Consider the following 18,165-nt stretch of genomic DNA (forward strand, 5'->3'; position numbering starts at 1 on the left):
ATATAATTACCCTATTTTAAAATTGGAATCTCTATTGTTACCTGTGCGCCTCCAGTAAGAGGTGAGTTACCAATATAGAGCGTTCCATCATGTAGATTTGAAAATGATTCGGTAATGTACAGACCTATACCAAAATGAATTTTAGATGCCCGGCTAGAATCGCCCATATAAAACTGTTTCGTGGCAGATTTAATATCCTCTCCTGAAAATCCTTTTCCACTGTCAGTTGTCATAAAGCTAATTTTATTATTTAGTGATTTTACCTCAAAATAAAGCTTTGCCCTATTGGGGGAGTAATCCACCGCATTTGAAATAACATTCATAATTGCACGGTGAAGTAAAAATTGATCAATAATAATTGAACTAGGAACCCCAATTTTAGTAAATTCGACTTTAAGTTTCTTGGTATTTGCAAGTGCTTCAAGCTGGCTGTGAATTGTGTCAATAAAATTTTCAAAATCTATTGTTTCTAACTGTAGAAAAAGGTTTTTTTCCGAATTTGAAATTTCAATTAGTGTTTTTATATACTGATTAATCTGTATGGTGTTTTTTAAAATATAATCACTATATTCCTGTTGCTCTTTATTTAATATAGAGTCTGACAGCAATTCTGCGTTTCCTTTGATAATAGTTAATGGTGTTTTAAGATCGTGTGCAAGAGCTGAAATCTGCTTTTTCTTTGCTTCTTCAACATTCCATTGCTGCTCCAAAGACTTTTTTAATTCTGTTTTCATGTCAGATATTGATAAAAGTACCTCATTAAATTCTTTTATTCCTGAATACTTTATATCAAAGTCCAAATCTTGTTCCTTAATTTTTTTAGTAGCTTCCATTAGAGGCTTAAGATGTTTATTTAAATTTTTCGAATAAATAGTAGTAGCAATGAAAACAATTAAAAAATATAATATAATAAAGGTTACAAGCATAATAATTTCTGGTGATGTAACATGCTGATTTAAAAACTCAGATTTATAACTCATTTGGACATAATATTGCAAAACACAAAACCCATCTTGTCTTTCAATGAAATAGTAGCTTTTCTTGCTTCCATCTCTTGGGTAAGTGCCCTTAGCATATTCTGTTGCCTCCAATAATGTCTGACCCTCTAAATTTGTTTTTACAACTTGATATTTTTTATCTAAGACAACAAATTTACATCCATAGGGTATCATATCCTCTGTAATTTCTGGTGTAGATTCAAGCAATGGTTTGGCAAGTCTAGCCAAATCCTCGCTATAACTAGGTAGCAGAATCATTCCCTTTTTTATTCCCAGATTACAAATTGCAATATATATCCCAGCAAAAACAATAAATGAAACTCCCAAAATTAATAAATACTTAAAAAAAACTGTCTTTAGCGTAAAAGCTTTTTTCTTTACTTCCATTTGTATCCGATCCCCCATACTGTCTCAATTGGTGACAGTGCAAAAGCAGCTAGCTTTGCCCGTATGTTTTTAACATGCTCCGTAATAGCACTACTGTCACTTTCACCATCATACCCATAAAGAGCTTCATATATTTTGTCCTTTGAAAAAACCTGTCCTTGATTTCTAGCAAGTAATTCGCAGATGCTATATTCACTTTTAGTTAAGGGAATTTTTTTACCATCTTCTAAAATTTCCTTACCAGATAAATCAAACTTCACTCCTGATACACAAAGCGTACTGTGTTTTTCACGTTTTTCACGCCTTAAGTAAGCATTTACTCTAGCCCTTAATTCCCCCATTCCAAATGGTTTTGTAATGTAATCATCAGCGCCGAGCCCTAACCCATACATAATATCTATTTCCATGGTTTTCGCAGTAAGAAAAACAATTGGGCAATCCACAATATCTCTAATATTCTTACAAAAAGTAAATCCATCTATACCTGGCATCATAACATCCAGTAAAATCAAATCAAATTTTATAAACTCATTTGTTAAAATTTTTTCAGGATTTTCAACTGTAGTTACCAAATGATTATCTTTCTGAAGAATGTTTTTAATTAAAGCCAGAATATCAGGTTCATCATCAATAACCAAAATTTTCGCCATATTCCTTCCCCCTTTCTCCAATTAAGCCATTATAAAATATAGTAATAGACCAATAATCAAGGATACTGAGCTGTTATTTATTTTACTATGCCTAATATATTTCCTAATAAACATTATAATGGAAAAAATTTACGAACTCAACTTGTGGATGCCCTACATAAATTTTAAATCCAAATGTCACTTATTCGTAAATATCCTCTTCTTCATATTTAATGGCTGTTTTATCAGTAGACCCTATTACTACCGGAATAGCTTTATAAAAGTTATTATTGATTTGCACAGCAATACCTTCTTTATCATCGATATTTTCTATTAAGCAAACATTTTGAAAAGGAACAATAAACTTTGCATCTTTAGGAAGATTCTCCTTAATATTCTTTGTCATTAAAACAATATCTAAATCAATTTCTTTTTCCTCAATGATACAATAATTTTTATCTAACGTAGTTATTTTGTTAATAATCCCGTTCCATCCCCCAATTTTAGACCTCTCTAATAAAACATTTGAAATTTGATAGTTTGTTCCGTTATAACTGATTTGAGTCGCATTTTCAGCATTAATTTCACAAACAACTTTATTTTTAATTGCATTATTTCTTACTTTACTCATTATGTTATCTACTGGAAAACATCCTGTTACCATCATACAAAACAAAGCCGTGAAAAAAATTGCCAATACTTTTTTTATCTTCATAATAATTTCTCCTTAATCATAGGACTTTCTACCCTCCCATTGTCTGAACCAAAATAAACTTGAGAAGAATAACATACCTATAGCAAATAACATTATAAATATTCCTTGTTTCGTATCAAATACAGCTTCAGTAGGGGCAGAAGGATTGGCCCATGCGAAAACGAGATAGTCACAAAACCTCACTCCCCACGCCCACGGAACCCAACTCCACACCTTATCTCCAAGACCAGTAAGCATCAGAGCAGAAACCAGACTTCCTACAACTCCAAGCCCTGTGGAAGCTCCTTTTCCAAATTGAAGACTTATGAACACGTGCAAGATATAAAGAAACATATTTCCTATTACTAATGCTCCTGCGGCTTTCAAGTAAAAAATATTGGGCATTGTTTGGAATCCAAGTGCAAATGTTCCTACAGCAAGTATAATAGAAAAACTTTCCAATAAAAGTAACACAATTAGCTTACTCAAATACGTGGTGCATTTTGATTTTGTACTGCACAGTAGTGTTTGAAAATTTCCAGCTTGCTCTTCCTGCTCAATTACTATCCCGCTGATTATTCCTATCAGCAAAGGAAATGCAATTGCTAGGATCTCCAGATACCCACTTATTTTTTTTACTGAGTCAAATGAAGATAATCTATAATACGCCAAAAACATGATTGCTCCCGCTAGTGGAATAAGTAAATGAATCCACGGAATAGAAGTATGTCTTAATTTATAAAAATCCGATTTTATACACCTAAGTAAAGCAATCATATTAATTAACCTCCTGTTTTTCAAACCAATTAGCGGTAACAATCAGTAGCAAGATAAACAGGGCAACTGACAAAACAATTCCAATTGGAATCACGAGCGGATTTCGCAGTGGATCTCCTATGCCTGCTAGCTCTCCATTTGGCAAAATCCCAAGAACGGAACACATAATACGTGACGTCCAACTATAAGGAGAAATCCACCACATTGATGTACTTACAGCCATAACATTTAATACAGTTCCAACTCCAGCGTTTATCAAAACTGTTCCTAGCATTCCCAGTTTCTTCGCTAAAAACATACAAAGTGGAATCTGCCATAAAGATGTAACTGCAATCAAACCAGCTCCGGCAAATGCACTAAAAGCCGGTATGGGAGTGATCCTTAGATAACTTCCTAAAAAAATTCCAACTAACAAAATCATACATGAGAAAGTCATATAAATCCCGTTTACCAAAACTTTTGAAATCCATACTTTTTTTAAAGAAATTGGTAGACCAAATACAGCCCTATAGCGCAACTTTTTTTGATCCTTTTCGTTAGTCATTACTGCCATTATTGAAATATATCCGGGCAAAATCATCATGTACCACTGATTGAAGCTATTGGCTTCGAAATATTTTCCGGTCATAAATCCAATTACCAAAGTAACTATAGGTGCGATAAGAATCAATTTTTTTATAAATGTTCCCTTGTTTTTTAAATTTTCAGCCTGTAAATATTTAAGCATTATAACCCCTCCTTCCTATTTTTTTTCACAACCTCTGTGAAAAGTACTTCCAAATCTTCTCCAGGATTAATTTTGCCGTTATATCCGAGTACCCCATTGCTGATGATACCAATGTGGTCTGCAATAAGTTCAACCTCAGACAATATATGGCTAGATAAAATAACTGTCATTCCATGCGACGGGAAAGAACGTATTAACTCACGCAAATCTTGTATTCCAAGAGGATCCAGGCCATTTGTAGGCTCATCCAAAATTAACAATTTGGGTTTATTTAGTAGTGCAATTGCAATTCCAAGCCTCTGCTTCATCCCCATAGAAAATTGTCCTGCTTTCTTTTTTCTTGTATTTTTCAAATCAACAATGTCCAGCACTTCTTTAATACGAGAATCTGGAAGCCCTAAAAGAATTGTTCGTACTTTAAGGTTTTCAACCGCTGTTAGATTTTCATAAAGAGGTGGAGATTCAATCAAAACTCCTATATTAGAAAGATCATTCCTGCTCCATTCATGACCTTCGAAAATAATTTTTCCTGATGTTGGATGAAGCATTCCCGTAACCATTTTTAATAGAGTTGATTTTCCAGCACCATTCGGGCCTAGCAATCCATAGACAGAATTTTTCTCAATGGATAGCGAAATGTTGTTTACTGCACGCTGCCTCTTGAAATCCTTGCAAAGATCTTTTGTTTGTAAAATGTAATTATCCATATTCATATCACCCTTTCCTTTACTATAGTTTTATAATACTAAGCAATTATAAGGATTCTATAAGGATTAAAAAAATTCTTTCTTTAACATGAGTTACTCTATTTAGTTATTTTTTATATTTATTGCTATTAATTATATAGCCTAATAGATATAAAAAAGTAAAAAACCACCTTTCATAGTGATTTTGATACTTAAATCAAATTCACTCTATGAAAGGTGGTTTTCTATATTTTTAGGAATAATAAATCTGTATAAATGTTTGCTTTTAGATTCCTTACTATTCCTAAGATAAATTCCATAATTCTTGTTTTGTTGTTGAGATAGCCATTGCACCTGCACTAATTGATTCCATTATATCTTTCTTAGTCTCAATCAATCCCCCTGCTATAATTGGTACCTTCACTTCATTTCCCATTTTTTTAATAATTTTACTTGCAACTCCAGGCATAACCTCTACTGCATCTGGAAGTACTGATTGTATATTTCTTATTCCGGTTTCCAATGATAAAGAATCTACTGCAAATATTCTTTGTATTGCGCAGAATCCTAATTTTTTCCCATTTTTTATATTTGTTGCTCTTGTAGATATAATTCCATACGGTTGTCCACATTCTTTTATAAAAAGCATCCCTGTATGATCGCCCTTTAACCCTTCTATTAAATCCACATGTACGAATACTACTTTTTCTGCTTTTTTAAGCTTCTCACATATCTTCTTTATAGTCATTATGCTTCCATATAATACAAAAACAATAAGAACCTTACTAGTAATTACATTTTTTAAATCTTCATCATTTCTTATGGCTGCAATAACTGGATTTTCTATTAGCCATTCTTCTAATTTCTCCAATGATGTTTCCTCCAAAATTTTATTTTAGTTTATGCATCTCCAAATAAATTACAAGAGCACTTACTTGTCATTTATTTAAAAATGTTTTCTATAATATACTCAAAAATAGCAACATAAATTAAGGGGCCACTTCCTTGAATTATGTCGCTATTATACTCAGTATATCCTAATTAAATCCAGTTTATCACAATCTTATTTTTCTTTCAAGTAAATTGGTATTATTATATTTTTATTGAAAATTAATAAAAAATTTACTTCTTATATTAAAAAAATATATTTAATAAAAAAGCAATTTTTTAAAATTAGGCTTGTATTTTTTTAATTATTCTGTTAATATAAAAATACAATAATGTATGGGCGGAGAAAAGAGAGCCTTGATTTATGGGTATTTTATACCTATTAGTCAAGGTTCTCTTTTTATTTGCATTTAGGAGGTAAAATAATGTTTGACGTAACTATTGTTGGCGCTGGTATTATTGGCTGCGCAATATCAAGAGAGTTGTCTAAATATAATTTAAAAACATGTGTACTTGAAAAATCTATCGATGTTGCTTCTGGTACAACAAAAGCAAATAGCGCAATTGTGCATGCGGGCTTTGATGCTAAGCCTAATAGCTTAAAAGGAAAATTAAACGCAAAAGGTAATGCAATGTACACACAACTTGCAAAGGAATTAGATTTTCCCTTTAAAAGGAATGGCTCATTAGTTCTATGCTTTGATGCTGAACACATGGTTGATCTTGATTCTTTACTAGCTCAAGGTAAAAAAAATGGTGTTCCTGATTTAGTTATTCTTGATGGAGATCAAGTTAGAAAAATGGAACCTAATGTAACTGATAACTGTGTTGGTGCACTATATGCTCCTACTGGAGGAATAGTTTGTCCATATGAAATGACTGTTGGCTTTGCTGAAAACGCATACATTAATGGTGTTGAGTTTAAATTTGAAACTGAGGTTACTAATATAGAAAAAAATTCAAATAGTTATATTGTAAAAACTAATAAAGGTGATATTGAAACAAAAATAGTAATAAATGCAGCTGGTTTATTTTCAGATGACATTAATAATATGGTGAGTAATAAAAAGCTTAAAATAATTCCAAGAAAAGGCGAATATGTTTTATTTGATAAAGCTGTAGGAAATTTAGTAACAAATACTATTTTCCAACTTCCAACTAAACTTGGAAAAGGAATTTTAGTTACTCCTACTGTTCATGGTAATCTTTTAATCGGACCTACTGCTGTAGATATAACTGATAAAAATAATCTTTATACAACACAAGAAGGTATTGATGAGATTGTTTTGAAGGCTCAACTTAGCATTCAAACTCCCCTTCCTATGAATATGTCTATAACCTCTTTTGCAGGTAATAGGGCAACTAGTGAATTAGATGATTTCATAATTGAAGAAGTTTCTGATGCTAAAAACTTTATTAATGTTGCATCAATTGCATCTCCTGGGCTAACTAGCGCCCCAAGTATTGCTGCAATGGTATCTGATATGATAGTAGAAAAATTAGTTCCTGAAAAAAATATTAATTTTAATCCTATAAGAAAAGGTATAAGAAAATTCAGCGAAATGTCAAATGAAGAAAGAAAAGCAATAATCAAGGAAATACCTGAATACGGAAAAATTGTTTGCAGGTGTGAATCTGTAACAGAAGGTGAAATAATAGAGGCTATAAGAAGCCCTCTTGGAGCAAAAACACTTGATGGAATTAAAATAAGAACAAGAGCTGGAACTGGAAGATGTCAAGCTGGGTTCTGTGCAACAAAAATTGTTGATATTCTTTCAAAAGAACTTAATATATCTCGCTCTGAAATCACAAAATTTGGTGGTAATTCTACTTTGTTAGTTGGAAAAAATAAAGAATCTTTATAAATTGGAGGGGTATATATGCAAGAATATGATTTAATCATAATTGGTGGAGGTCCTGCTGGGCTTGCTGCTGCAGTTTCTGCAAAAGATCAAGGTATAAACAGCATTTTAATTATAGAGAGAGACGATGAATTAGGTGGTATCTTAAACCAATGTATTCATAATGGTTTTGGTCTTCACACCTTTAAAGAAGAGTTAACTGGTCCTGAGTATTCACAAAGATTTATTGATAAGGTTATAAGTTATGGTATTGAATTTAAGTTAAATACTATGGTATTAGATGTAAATGATAATAAGCAAGTTACCGCTGTAAATACAGAAGATGGTATCCTTGAACTTCAAGCTAAAGCAATTATACTTGCAATGGGCTGTCGTGAAAGACCAAGAGGTGCTCTAAACATACCAGGTTCAAGATGTGCTGGTATTTATACAGCTGGAACTGCTCAAAAATATGTTAATGTTGAAGGTTTAATGCCTGGAAAAGAGGTAGTAATACTTGGTTCTGGCGATATAGGTCTTATAATGGCAAGAAGAATGACTCTAGAGGGTGCAAAAGTAAAGGCATGTGTTGAATTAATGTCTTACTCCGGTGGCCTTAAAAGAAATATTGTACAATGCTTAGATGATTTTAATATTCCTTTAAAATTAAGCCACACTGTTACAAATATACATGGGAAAGATAGACTTGAAGGCATTACTATAGCTCAAGTTGATAATAACAGAAAGCCAATTAAGGGTACTGAGGAATATATTGTTTGCGATACATTACTATTATCTGTTGGACTTCTACCTGAAAATGAACTTTCTAGAAATGCAAATGTTAAACTTTCTAGAGTTACTGGTGGTCCTATAGTAGATGAAAGTATGCAGACAAGTATTCCTGGAATATTTACCTGTGGCAACGTGCTTCACGTTCACGATTTAGTAGATAATGTAACTACAGAGAGCTATACTGCTGGTAGAAATGCTGCCAATTATATAAATGGAATTCATAAGGTTGGAAATATTATTGATGTTTTCGCAACAGATGGAGTTAGGTATACAGTACCAAATACTATCAATCCTGAAAATGTTGACACTTTACTAGATGTTAGATTTAGAGTTGGAGAAGTATTCAAAGGTGCTTATATTTCTGTTTACTTTGATGATGTTAGAGAAATGCATTTAAAGAAGAAGATTCTTACACCAGGTGAAATGGAAAGCGTTAAATTAACTAAAGCAGTTTTTGACAAATATAGTGAATGCAAGAAAATTACTATTAAAGTAGAAAAGGAGTAATGAATTATGAGTACAAGAGAATTGACCTGCATAGGATGTCCCATAGGTTGTGCTCTTACAGTAGAGCTTGAGGGCACAGAAGTTCTAAGCGTAAAAGGAAATACCTGTAAGATAGGTGAAACCTATGGCAAAAAAGAATGTACTAATCCAACAAGAGTTGTTACTTCATCTGTTTTAGTGACCGGTGGAAAAAACGAAATAGTTCCTGTAAAAACTCAACATGATATCCCAAAGAATATGATTTATGACTGTGTAGCAGCATTAAAAAATGTTGTAGTAAAAGCCCCTATTTCTATAGGTGATATTGTACTTGAAAATGTACTTAACACAGGTGTAAATATTATTGTAACTAAGGATGTTAAATTGAAACATTAGTATTACCTTTAGGTAAATATCTCAAAAATAAATTCTATAAATAATTAAGTATTATGTATATTATCTATAAAGTATAATATACATAATACTACACTAATAAAAATAGATTTTATTCTTAATTCAATAATCTTTAACACAAGAATAAGTTTATTGAACTTAAGAATATTAAAGTATTAATCTAAAGTATTTAAATTAAGATGAATTTACGCTATTGATCAATAGCGTTTTTCTATAAATGTTAAGCAAACGTTTACCAAATAAAATGAATGAGGAGTGTACAAAATTATGGCTAAGTATGTAATGTCACTAGACCAAGGAACAACAAGTTCAAGATGTATTTTATTTAATAAAGAAGGTTTAATTGTAAGTGTTGCACAAAAAGAATTCACACAAATTTTCCCTAGCCCAGGTTTGGTTGAGCATGATCCAATGGAAATTTGGGCTACTCAATTAGGTGTAGCTCAAGAAGCTATGGCTAAAGTTGGTGCAACTGCAACAGATATATCTGCTATTGGTATTACTAATCAAAGAGAAACTACAGTAGTTTGGAATAAACACACTGGCGTTCCTGTGTACAATGCAATTGTTTGGCAATGCCGAAGAACAGCTGGTATGTGTGATGAATTAAAGGCTGTAGGATTTGATAAAGTTGTAAGAAATAAAACTGGACTTATCCTTGATGCTTATTTTTCCGGAACAAAAGTAAAATGGATACTTGATAATGTTGAGGGTGCTAGAGATGAAGCTGAAAAAGGCAATTTACTATTTGGTACTATTGATACATGGTTAATTTGGAAATTAACAAACGGAGCTGTTCATGTAACAGATTATACAAATGCCTCTAGAACACTTCTATATGACATTCATGAATTACAATGGGATGATGAAATACTTGAGACTTTAAATATCCCTAAATCAATGCTTGCCGAAGTAAAACCATCAAGTTATGTTTATGGATACACTGATAATTCAATATTTGGTTCTCCAATACCAATAGCAGGTGCTGCTGGTGATCAACAAGCTGCCTTATTTGGACAAACCTGTTATCAAGCTGGGACTGCTAAAAACACTTATGGAACTGGTTGTTTCTTGCTAATGAATACTGGTGAAAAAGCTGTTGATTCCCATAATGGTTTGCTTACAACTATAGCTTATGGTATTAACGGAAAAGTTAACTACGCTCTTGAAGGCAGTGTATTTGTTGCCGGTGCAGCTATTCAATGGTTAAGAGATGAATTAAGAATGATAAAGACCGCTGGTGAATCTGGAGAATATGCAAGTATGGTTGAAAGTACTGACGGTGTCTATATGGTACCAGCTTTTGTTGGACTTGGAGCACCATATTGGGATCCATATGCAAGAGGCGCAATAGTTGGTTTAACTAGAGGCACTAAGAAAGAACACTTTATAAGAGCAGCTCTTGAATCTATAGCTTATCAAACAAATGATGTATTAAAAGCTATGCAAGAAGATTCAGGAATTACACTTAAAGCTTTAAAAGTTGATGGTGGAGCCTGTGCTAATAACTTCTTAATGCAATTCCAATCAGATCTATTAGATGTTCAAGTTGATAGACCTGAAGTTATTGAAACAACAGCTTTAGGTGCTGCCTATTTAGCTGGACTTGCAGTTGGCTATTGGAAAGATCAAGAAGAAATTTCAAAGAATTGGGCACTATCAAGATCATTCAAGCCAAAAATGACAGAAGAAAATAGAACAGAACTTTTAAAAGGTTGGCACAAAGCAGTTGGAAGATCAATGGACTGGGCAAAATAATTAAAGCTATTTTTAATTATTAGAACCCAAGTGAAAACTTAATTTTTATTTTTATCTAAACAAATTATGTAGGGGGTATAAACAATATGTCACATTATTATGCAGAGTTTTTTGGAACAATGATACTTATTCTTCTTGGTGATGGTGTAGTTGCAAATGTATGTTTATCAAAAACAAAAGGAAATAATTCTGGTTGGATAGTTATAGCTTTTGGTTGGGCATTTGCAGTTGGTGTTCCCGCTTACATCTTTGGACCTGCAAGTGGAGCTTCATTCAATCCTGCTCTTACTCTTGGCCTAGCTGCAATTGGTAATTTATCATGGTCACTTGTACCTGGTTATATACTAGCTGAGCTTCTAGGAGCTATGGCAGGTGCAATTTTAGTTTGGTTAATGTATTTCCCTCATTGGGAAGCTACAGAAGACAAAGGAGCAAAACTTGCTGTATTCTGTACTGGACCTGCAATCAGAAATACACCAGCAAACTTTTTCTCAGAATTCCTTGGAACATTTGTATTAGTATTTGCATTATTAGGAGTTGGACAAACAGCATCTGCTCCTGGATTTGGACCACTTATTGCTGCATTTATAATTTTAGTAATAGGTTTAAGTTTAGGTGGTACAACAGGATATGCTATTAATCCTGCTAGAGATTTAGGACCTAGACTAATTCATGCAATTTGCCCTATTGCCGGTAAAGGTGATAGTGATTGGGGATATGCATGGATACCAGTAGTAGCTCCAATTTGTGGTGGTATTTTAGGTGCATTAGCATTCGTTGCCTTATTGGGTTAAATTTAACCTTTAATTTTATTAGTTTTTAATTGACTTATTTATTATTTTTTAATAAAAAGCTGTGAAGTAACAACTTCACAGCTTTTTCCATTTTCATTATTTATTAGCTTTTTGTATTCTTATTGATTTTCCTTTTATAGTTATTTCTCGATGGTTTTTAAGTACTATATTACCTTTACCATTTAAAATATCAACAAAAGAGCAAGTATCTTGAATATCTATAATGCCAATATCTTCTCCTGTTAATTCTTTTAAGTTGCTTAAAGCTCCAACTACATCAATAGCTCTAAGTTTTTTCTTTTTTCCACCTGTAAGATGTATTTTAGTAATGTCTGTATGTATAGCTACTTTTTTAACACCTTTATTTAATCCAAAAGCTTTTTGACTTTCTTTGAAAATAATCTTTCCGACCTTAACCTCTTCATCACTTGGATGGTTACCTTCTTTTATTTCATATCCAACATAACTTTCTACTGATGATAAAAATCTTTTTTCAAATTTAGAAACAAAGGAAATTGCACACCCTTCACGGCCGGCTCTCCCTGTTCTTCCTATTCTATGGACATAGTTTTCTGTTTCTCCTGGTAATTCATAGTTAAATACATGAGTAATATTATCAACATGTATTCCACGTGACGCTATATCAGTTGCAATTAAAACCTTAAACTCTTTATTTTTAAATCTTTCCATTGTAGATAATCTATCTTTTTGCTCCATATCTCCATGAAGTTGCTCAACCATTACACCATCTTTTTTAAGCTTATCGTGTAGTTCTCGAACTTTATCTTTTGTATTACAAAATACAATTGCAGCATCTGGAGTATTTGCATAAAGATTTCTTGTAAGCGCATTTGCTTTTTCATCATATTCAAGTTCTAGGAAACTTTCTTTTATTTTATCTCTATTAAATACCTCTGATTGTACATTTAGCACTTTAGGATTTCTCATATATTTTCCACATAATTTCTCAATTATTTCTGGAAGTGTAGCTGAGAATAATGCAGTTGTTCTATCTTTAGGCATAACTTCTAAAATTTCTTTAATTTGATCTATAAATCCCATACTAAGCATTTTATCTGCTTCATCTATTATCACAAACTTTATATCATCAAGTTTTAAGTTTCCTTTTCTTATATGGTCACTAATTCTTCCCGGTGTTCCTGATACTATATGTACTCTTTGTTTAAGCTCTCTAACTTGTTCATGAAAAGGTTGCTTTCCAAAAACAGCTGCCGCTCTAACTTTTTTAAGTCTCCCTATGTTAGATATATCTTCTTTTACTTGAAGTGCAAGTTCTCTAGTTGGAACAAGTATTAACCCTTGTACTCTTGATTCTTCAACTTCAACCATTTCACATAATGGAATACCAAAACTAGCTGTTTTACCACTACCAGTTTGAGATTTCACTATAATATCTTCTCTATTTAAAATATAAGGTATTGCTTCTATTTGTACTTCTGAAGGTTTTTTATACCCTAAATTTTCTAAAGCCTTAACTATATCGTCACTTAATTTTAATTCACTAAATCCTTTGTTTTCCATGCTTATCTCCTAACCTTTCTCTAAATAATATATCCATTGTACCTTATGTTCCTACAATAAACAAATTTAACAACTCTATTATATAATTATTCATCACTTAAATCTTTATCCACAGTTTTAGTAATTAAATTAGATTTATTTTTTAGATAAATTAAGTGTTTCTAACAACATTTACCACCTGTTGATCAAGTGGTATAATTAGTTAAAATAGTAAATGGAGGAATAACTAAATATGAAGAGAAAAACAGAGTTCACAGTATTTTTTGTAATAGTCTTCTTGTTAATAGCTCTAGTAACACTTATATTTTTAGGGTATAACCCTATGAAGAAAATTATTAAGACTTCTAATGTAGAAAGTGTTTACATTGAAACCTATAGAGATAAAATGTCGGGGAATAAGGAGTTTAAATTTGATACTATTATAAAGTATAAGGATGGTACTACTGAAAATTTAACAGATTTAGATTATAAAAGTAGTGATGAAAATGTAATAACTTTTAACGAAGGTAAAATAGCAACAAAAAATAAAGGTACTGCTACTATAAGTGTTACTTACTTAGGTAAGGAAGCTGAAAGAAGTATTGAAGTTGTTTCAGATGATGAGGTTTTAAATGATTTAAGTATAAGTCATAACGTTGTTTTTAATTGGATATTTGAAGAAGATACTTTAAAAATTTGGTGGAGTGGCGCCCCCGATTTGAGAAGATACACAATAACAAAAAAAGAAGATGGTGAAGAGGAACAGATTATAGTAAGTAGAGAAATTGGTACTGAGTTTAGTGAAAAGATTACTGATTTCAACACGAACTCCGAGTATACACTTTATCTAATAAGTGACTTTGGAATATCTCAAAAAATAAAAAGTATAAATACAAAAGATATAAATACATCAAATAATTCTAATAATATAAAAAATGAAAATAGTAATAAATCAAATACAGATGATAAAGATAAATTGAAAAATACTACAGATGATGTTGGGTATAAGATGATAGAAGAAGCTAGTGAGAATAATAATTTATATCCAAGATATGAATTACGATCTGGATTAGTAGTTGTTAAATTAAATGCTGATGGTGCCTGGGATTCATTGTATGTATATAAATATATCGAGGATGGAAAAGTGAAAAAATTAAAGTACAGGATAGGATCACCAATCGGAACAGAGTATTATTTAGAATTTAACTTTAATGGGCAAGTTTATAAAGATGCTGGAATTGTAAAAAATGATACTACTCTTAAAGAGTTTATAATACCTCAGGATATGCAACAAGGAGATTTAATTAAATATAAGATAAGAGGGAAATTAAATAATACTGAAGCAGAATATATAGGAATAGATTATTATTCAAAAGATAACTTCAAGGATTATGAAAATGATTAAGTATAAAACTTAAGATTATATTTACTGGTTACTTCTTCAACTAGTACGTGACCATTCTGATCACATAAAACAAAAAGATTACAAATAATACACCGTAATCTTTTTGTTTTATTTTCTATTAACTTATTTTCTTTGATCATTAATAAATCTTTCTATTCTTTTTAATGCTTCCATTATATTTTCCATTGAAGATGCGTAGCAAGCTCTTATAAACCCTTCTCCACAATCTCCAAAAGCATTTCCTGGAATTACTAATATTTTTTCCGTCTTTAAAAGTTTTTCACAGAATTCATCTGAAGTCATACCTGTAGATTTAATACATGGGAATACATAAAATGCTCCTAGAGGCTCAAAACAATCAAGTCCCATTTTTTTAAACCCATCAACTAACACTCTTCTTCTTCTGTTATATTCCCTAACCATAGTGAAAACACTATCGTCTCCAGATTTTAAAGCTTCAATTGCTGCAAACTGCGAAACTGTAGGTGAACACATTAATGCATATTGATGTATTTTTTTTATAGCATCTATTAATATTGGATGACCACAAATATATCCAAGCCTCCATCCAGTCATTGCATAAGCTTTAGAGAAACCATTAATAACTAAAGTTTTTTCCTTCATTTCTGGGAAACTCGCAATAGATACATGTTTTCTATCATAAGAAAGCTCTGCGTATATCTCATCTGAAATTACTATTACATCTTTATCTTTTAAAACCTCTACTATACCAGATAGTTCCTCTCTAGTCATAATAGCTCCTGTTGGATTATTTGGGAAAGGAATTATCACAACTTTAGTTTTAGGTGTAATAGCTTCTTCTAACATTTTAGGTGTAAGTTTAAATTCATCTTCTGCTCTAAGATTTAGTACCTTTGCTGTTGCACCTGTAAATGCTGTACAGCCTTTATAAGCTACAAAGCTTGGCTCTGGAATAATAACTTCGTCTCCAGGTCCAACTAAAGCTCTGAGTGCTATATCAATACCTTCGCTTCCCCCTACTGTAACTAATATTTCATCAAGCGGATTATATTTAAGATCAAATCTTCTATCTAAATACTTTGCAATTTCTGTTCGAAGTTCAATAAACCCCGCATTTGATGAATAATGTGTATGTCCTTTTTCTAAAGAATAAATTCCAGCTTCCCTAACATTCCAAGGGGTAACAAAATCTGGTTCCCCAACTCCTAGTGATATTACATCTTCCATTTCATTGATTATATCAAAATACTTTCTTATGCCTGATGGGGGCATATTTCTAACATTATCAACAATCATATCTTCTAATATCATACGAAAATATCCTCTCTTTCAGTCTTTTTCTTTTCTTTAAATATTCTTCCATGATCTTTATATTTCTTAAGCACAAAGTGAGTAGCCGTTCCTGTAACATATTCTTGTATAGCTAGTTTACCTGATACAAACATTGCTACTTCCTTCATAGTTTTTCCTTCAACTATAACGGTTAAATCAAACCCACCTGAAGACATTAAATAACAAGCTTTAACTTGCTTAAAATTATATATTCTTTCAGCAACTTTATCGAAACCCTCTCCTCTTTGTGGAGTTATCTTAACTTCAATTAATGCTGTAACTGTCTCTTTGCCTGTATTTTCCCAATTTATAAGAGTAGTATATCCTGCTATTATGTTTTTTTCTTCATAATCTCTAATGGCATCTCTAACCTCTTCTACTGATTTTCCTGCCATAATAGCAATTTGCTCATCACTATATCTACTGTTTTTTTCTAAAATTTCTAGAATTTCTTCCATAATTTAAAACCTCCCTTTTTTATCTTTAATATAAATCGGTATAAAAAAACCTTCCTCCAAGTAATGGACGAAGGAACCACTTCACTGCACCCCCTAAGTAAGGGACATTCAAATAAATAGCAATCCAAAAACTTTTTATAACTAAATTAGAATAATTAATATTCTCCAAAGTCACTATTTTCAACATTTTTGCTATTTCTCTATATTATAATGCTAATGCATATTAATTTCAATACTTTAACTATAGTATCTTTATTACTTTTATATTATTTCCTAACTTTCAAGGTATATTTTCTTAATTTATTGTTTTGTATTTCTATTGTATGTATAATTAATTATCATAGGTCATTTTGATATCCTAAGGAATATTCAAAAAAATAACTAGTCAACTTCTGGCCTATTTTGTTTCAGATCCCTAACTAAAAAAATATAAAGGTTGTGTAATATTTGAATAATGAAGGAAAGTCAAAATTGAAGCAATATATTTTGATAGCAACTTATATAATAGTTCTATCTTTTATATTACTTAATTTATCTGCACTAAACTCTGGACTTGGTAAAACTTTATCAATACTTAGTCCCTTTACAACTGCAATAGGAATTGCTTTTGTATTTAATTTACCAATGAAATTATTTGAAAACAAAGTTTTTAATTTCTTAGATAATCAAAAATCTCCTACAGCTAAGAAATTAAAAAGACCACTTTCTATTTTGGCCACTATTATTACTATTTTTGGATTATTAATAACTCTTATAGTTTTTGTTATTCCTCAACTAGTAGAAAGTGTTTCAACACTTGTGGATTCTGTTCCTGGATATATGAGATCATTTGAACATTTAATTAATCAATATGTTAATTCTACAGAGTTATTAAAAATAATTAGCGACAAATTACTACTTGCATGGAAAGATATACTTCAAGTTGGAGGTCAACTTCTTGGAAATTCTTTAAACGGTATATTAAATGTAACTATAGGTATAACAAGTGGCGTTGTTAACTTTATTCTTTCATTAGTTTTAGCAATTTATATGTTAGCTAGTAAAGAAACTTTACTACTTCAATTAAAGAAATTTATTTATGCCTTCAGCAAAAGAAGCTTTGCAGATAGAATTATGGAAATAGGTAACATCGCTAATGTTACTTTTGCTAGTTTCATTACTGGTCAATGTATAGAAGCAGTTATAATAGGATTCTTATGTTTTATTGGAATGACTATACTTGCACTTCCTTATGCTTTATTAATTAGTGTAATTATAGGTGTAACTGCATTAATTCCGATTTTCGGAGCATTTATAGGAATTATACCCTCTGCATTTATTATTATGATAATTTCACCAATACAAGCAATGATATTTATTATCTTCATAATTGTTCTTCAACAATTTGAAGGTGCATTTATATATCCAAAAGTTGTTGGAGGTTCTATAGGACTTTCTGCAATATGGGTTATGCTTGCAATGCTAGTTGGTGGTAGTCTTTTTGGCTTCCTTGGAATGTTACTTGGTATTCCAACATTTGGAGTTATATATAAACTAATTAGCAGATCTACAACTAATAAATTAAAATCTAAAGATATATCATTTAAGTAAAATATC

At 31.4% G+C, this 18,165-nt stretch carries 17 protein-coding genes; 7 read left to right on the top strand and 10 right to left on the bottom strand.

What is annotated here, in order from left to right; genetic code table 11:
* Positions 1-11 precede the first annotated feature (11 nt).
* The 7 genes from J1C67_RS02070 to J1C67_RS02100 form a co-directional block, all read right to left on the bottom strand.
* Complete coding sequence (locus tag J1C67_RS02070) at positions 12-1,385, bottom strand: sensor histidine kinase (RefSeq protein ID WP_167865615.1); 1,374 nt, start codon at positions 1,383-1,385, stop codon at positions 12-14.
* Positions 1,376-2,035, bottom strand: a complete 660-nt coding sequence (locus J1C67_RS02075) for a response regulator transcription factor (RefSeq protein ID WP_167865616.1) — start codon at positions 2,033-2,035, stop codon at positions 1,376-1,378. Before J1C67_RS02075 ends, J1C67_RS02070 begins: the two co-directional genes overlap by 10 nt.
* 181 nt (positions 2,036-2,216) lie before the next feature.
* Positions 2,217-2,729 (bottom strand): NisI/SpaI family lantibiotic immunity lipoprotein, encoded by a 513-nt coding sequence (locus J1C67_RS02080; protein WP_207253552.1) that lies wholly within the window; start codon positions 2,727-2,729, stop codon positions 2,217-2,219.
* 12 nt (positions 2,730-2,741) lie between these two features.
* Positions 2,742-3,485, bottom strand: a complete 744-nt coding sequence (locus J1C67_RS02085; protein ID WP_167865618.1) for a lantibiotic immunity ABC transporter MutG family permease subunit — start codon at positions 3,483-3,485, stop codon at positions 2,742-2,744.
* 1 nt (position 3,486) lies between these two features.
* Positions 3,487-4,212, bottom strand: a complete 726-nt coding sequence (locus J1C67_RS02090; protein ID WP_167865619.1) for a lantibiotic immunity ABC transporter MutE/EpiE family permease subunit — start codon at positions 4,210-4,212, stop codon at positions 3,487-3,489.
* The gene (locus tag J1C67_RS02095) at positions 4,212-4,919 is read right to left on the bottom strand and encodes a lantibiotic protection ABC transporter ATP-binding protein (protein ID WP_167865822.1); all 708 of its coding nucleotides are present in this window, start codon (positions 4,917-4,919) and stop codon (positions 4,212-4,214) included. The genes J1C67_RS02090 and J1C67_RS02095 overlap by 1 nt, the downstream gene beginning before the upstream one ends.
* A 283-nt stretch (positions 4,920-5,202) precedes the next feature.
* Positions 5,203-5,769, bottom strand: coding sequence for a glycerol-3-phosphate responsive antiterminator (locus tag J1C67_RS02100; protein WP_167865620.1), 567 nt, complete (start codon positions 5,767-5,769; stop codon positions 5,203-5,205).
* 442 nt (positions 5,770-6,211) lie between these two features.
* On the opposite strand from J1C67_RS02100, the gene J1C67_RS02105 reads away from it, so the two are divergent.
* The 5 genes from J1C67_RS02105 to J1C67_RS02125 all read left to right on the top strand — a co-directional run bounded on the left by J1C67_RS02105 (position 6,212) and on the right by J1C67_RS02125 (position 11,871).
* The gene (locus J1C67_RS02105; protein WP_167865621.1) at positions 6,212-7,651 is read left to right on the top strand and encodes an NAD(P)/FAD-dependent oxidoreductase; all 1,440 of its coding nucleotides are present in this window, start codon (positions 6,212-6,214) and stop codon (positions 7,649-7,651) included.
* A 15-nt stretch (positions 7,652-7,666) separates the two neighbouring features.
* Positions 7,667-8,926, top strand: a complete 1,260-nt coding sequence (locus tag J1C67_RS02110) for an NAD(P)/FAD-dependent oxidoreductase (protein ID WP_167865622.1) — start codon at positions 7,667-7,669, stop codon at positions 8,924-8,926.
* Positions 8,927-8,932: 6 nt separating this feature from the next.
* On the top strand, positions 8,933-9,301 hold the full coding sequence (locus J1C67_RS02115; protein ID WP_167865623.1) for a DUF1667 domain-containing protein: 369 nt from the start codon (positions 8,933-8,935) through the stop codon (positions 9,299-9,301).
* Positions 9,302-9,586: 285 nt separating this feature from the next.
* Complete coding sequence (gene glpK / locus J1C67_RS02120) at positions 9,587-11,077, top strand: glycerol kinase GlpK (protein ID WP_089971065.1); 1,491 nt, start codon at positions 9,587-9,589, stop codon at positions 11,075-11,077.
* Positions 11,078-11,163: 86 nt separating this feature from the next.
* Positions 11,164-11,871, top strand: coding sequence for an MIP/aquaporin family protein (locus J1C67_RS02125; protein ID WP_089971062.1), 708 nt, complete (start codon positions 11,164-11,166; stop codon positions 11,869-11,871).
* Positions 11,872-11,967: 96 nt separating this feature from the next.
* On the opposite strand, the gene J1C67_RS02130 is transcribed toward J1C67_RS02125, so the two are convergent.
* Entirely contained in the window at positions 11,968-13,413 is a 1,446-nt protein-coding gene (locus tag J1C67_RS02130) for a DEAD/DEAH box helicase (protein WP_167865624.1), read from the bottom strand.
* Positions 13,414-13,645: 232 nt separating this feature from the next.
* Between J1C67_RS02130 and J1C67_RS02135 the strand changes: the two genes are divergently transcribed.
* On the top strand, positions 13,646-14,797 hold the full coding sequence (locus tag J1C67_RS02135; RefSeq protein WP_167865625.1) for a hypothetical protein: 1,152 nt from the start codon (positions 13,646-13,648) through the stop codon (positions 14,795-14,797).
* Between the two features lie 123 nt (positions 14,798-14,920).
* On the opposite strand, the gene J1C67_RS02140 is transcribed toward J1C67_RS02135, so the two are convergent.
* Positions 14,921-16,090 carry an aminotransferase class I/II-fold pyridoxal phosphate-dependent enzyme gene (locus J1C67_RS02140; protein ID WP_167865626.1) on the bottom strand — a complete coding sequence of 390 codons (1,170 nt, stop codon included), beginning with the start codon at positions 16,088-16,090 and terminating at the stop codon, positions 14,921-14,923.
* Positions 16,087-16,569, bottom strand: a complete 483-nt coding sequence (locus J1C67_RS02145) for an Lrp/AsnC family transcriptional regulator (RefSeq protein ID WP_089971052.1) — start codon at positions 16,567-16,569, stop codon at positions 16,087-16,089. Before J1C67_RS02145 ends, J1C67_RS02140 begins: the two co-directional genes overlap by 4 nt.
* A 471-nt stretch (positions 16,570-17,040) precedes the next feature.
* Between J1C67_RS02145 and J1C67_RS02150 the strand changes: the two genes are divergently transcribed.
* Positions 17,041-18,159: an AI-2E family transporter gene (locus J1C67_RS02150; protein WP_244980263.1), complete on the top strand. Its 1,119-nt coding sequence runs from the start codon at positions 17,041-17,043 to the stop codon at positions 18,157-18,159.
* The last annotated feature ends 6 nt before the right edge of the window (positions 18,160-18,165 follow it).

Origin of the sequence: Clostridium gasigenes (assembly GCF_017348895.1) — a bacterium.
In the GTDB taxonomy this organism is placed as follows: Bacteria; Bacillota; Clostridia; order Clostridiales; family Clostridiaceae; genus Clostridium; species Clostridium gasigenes.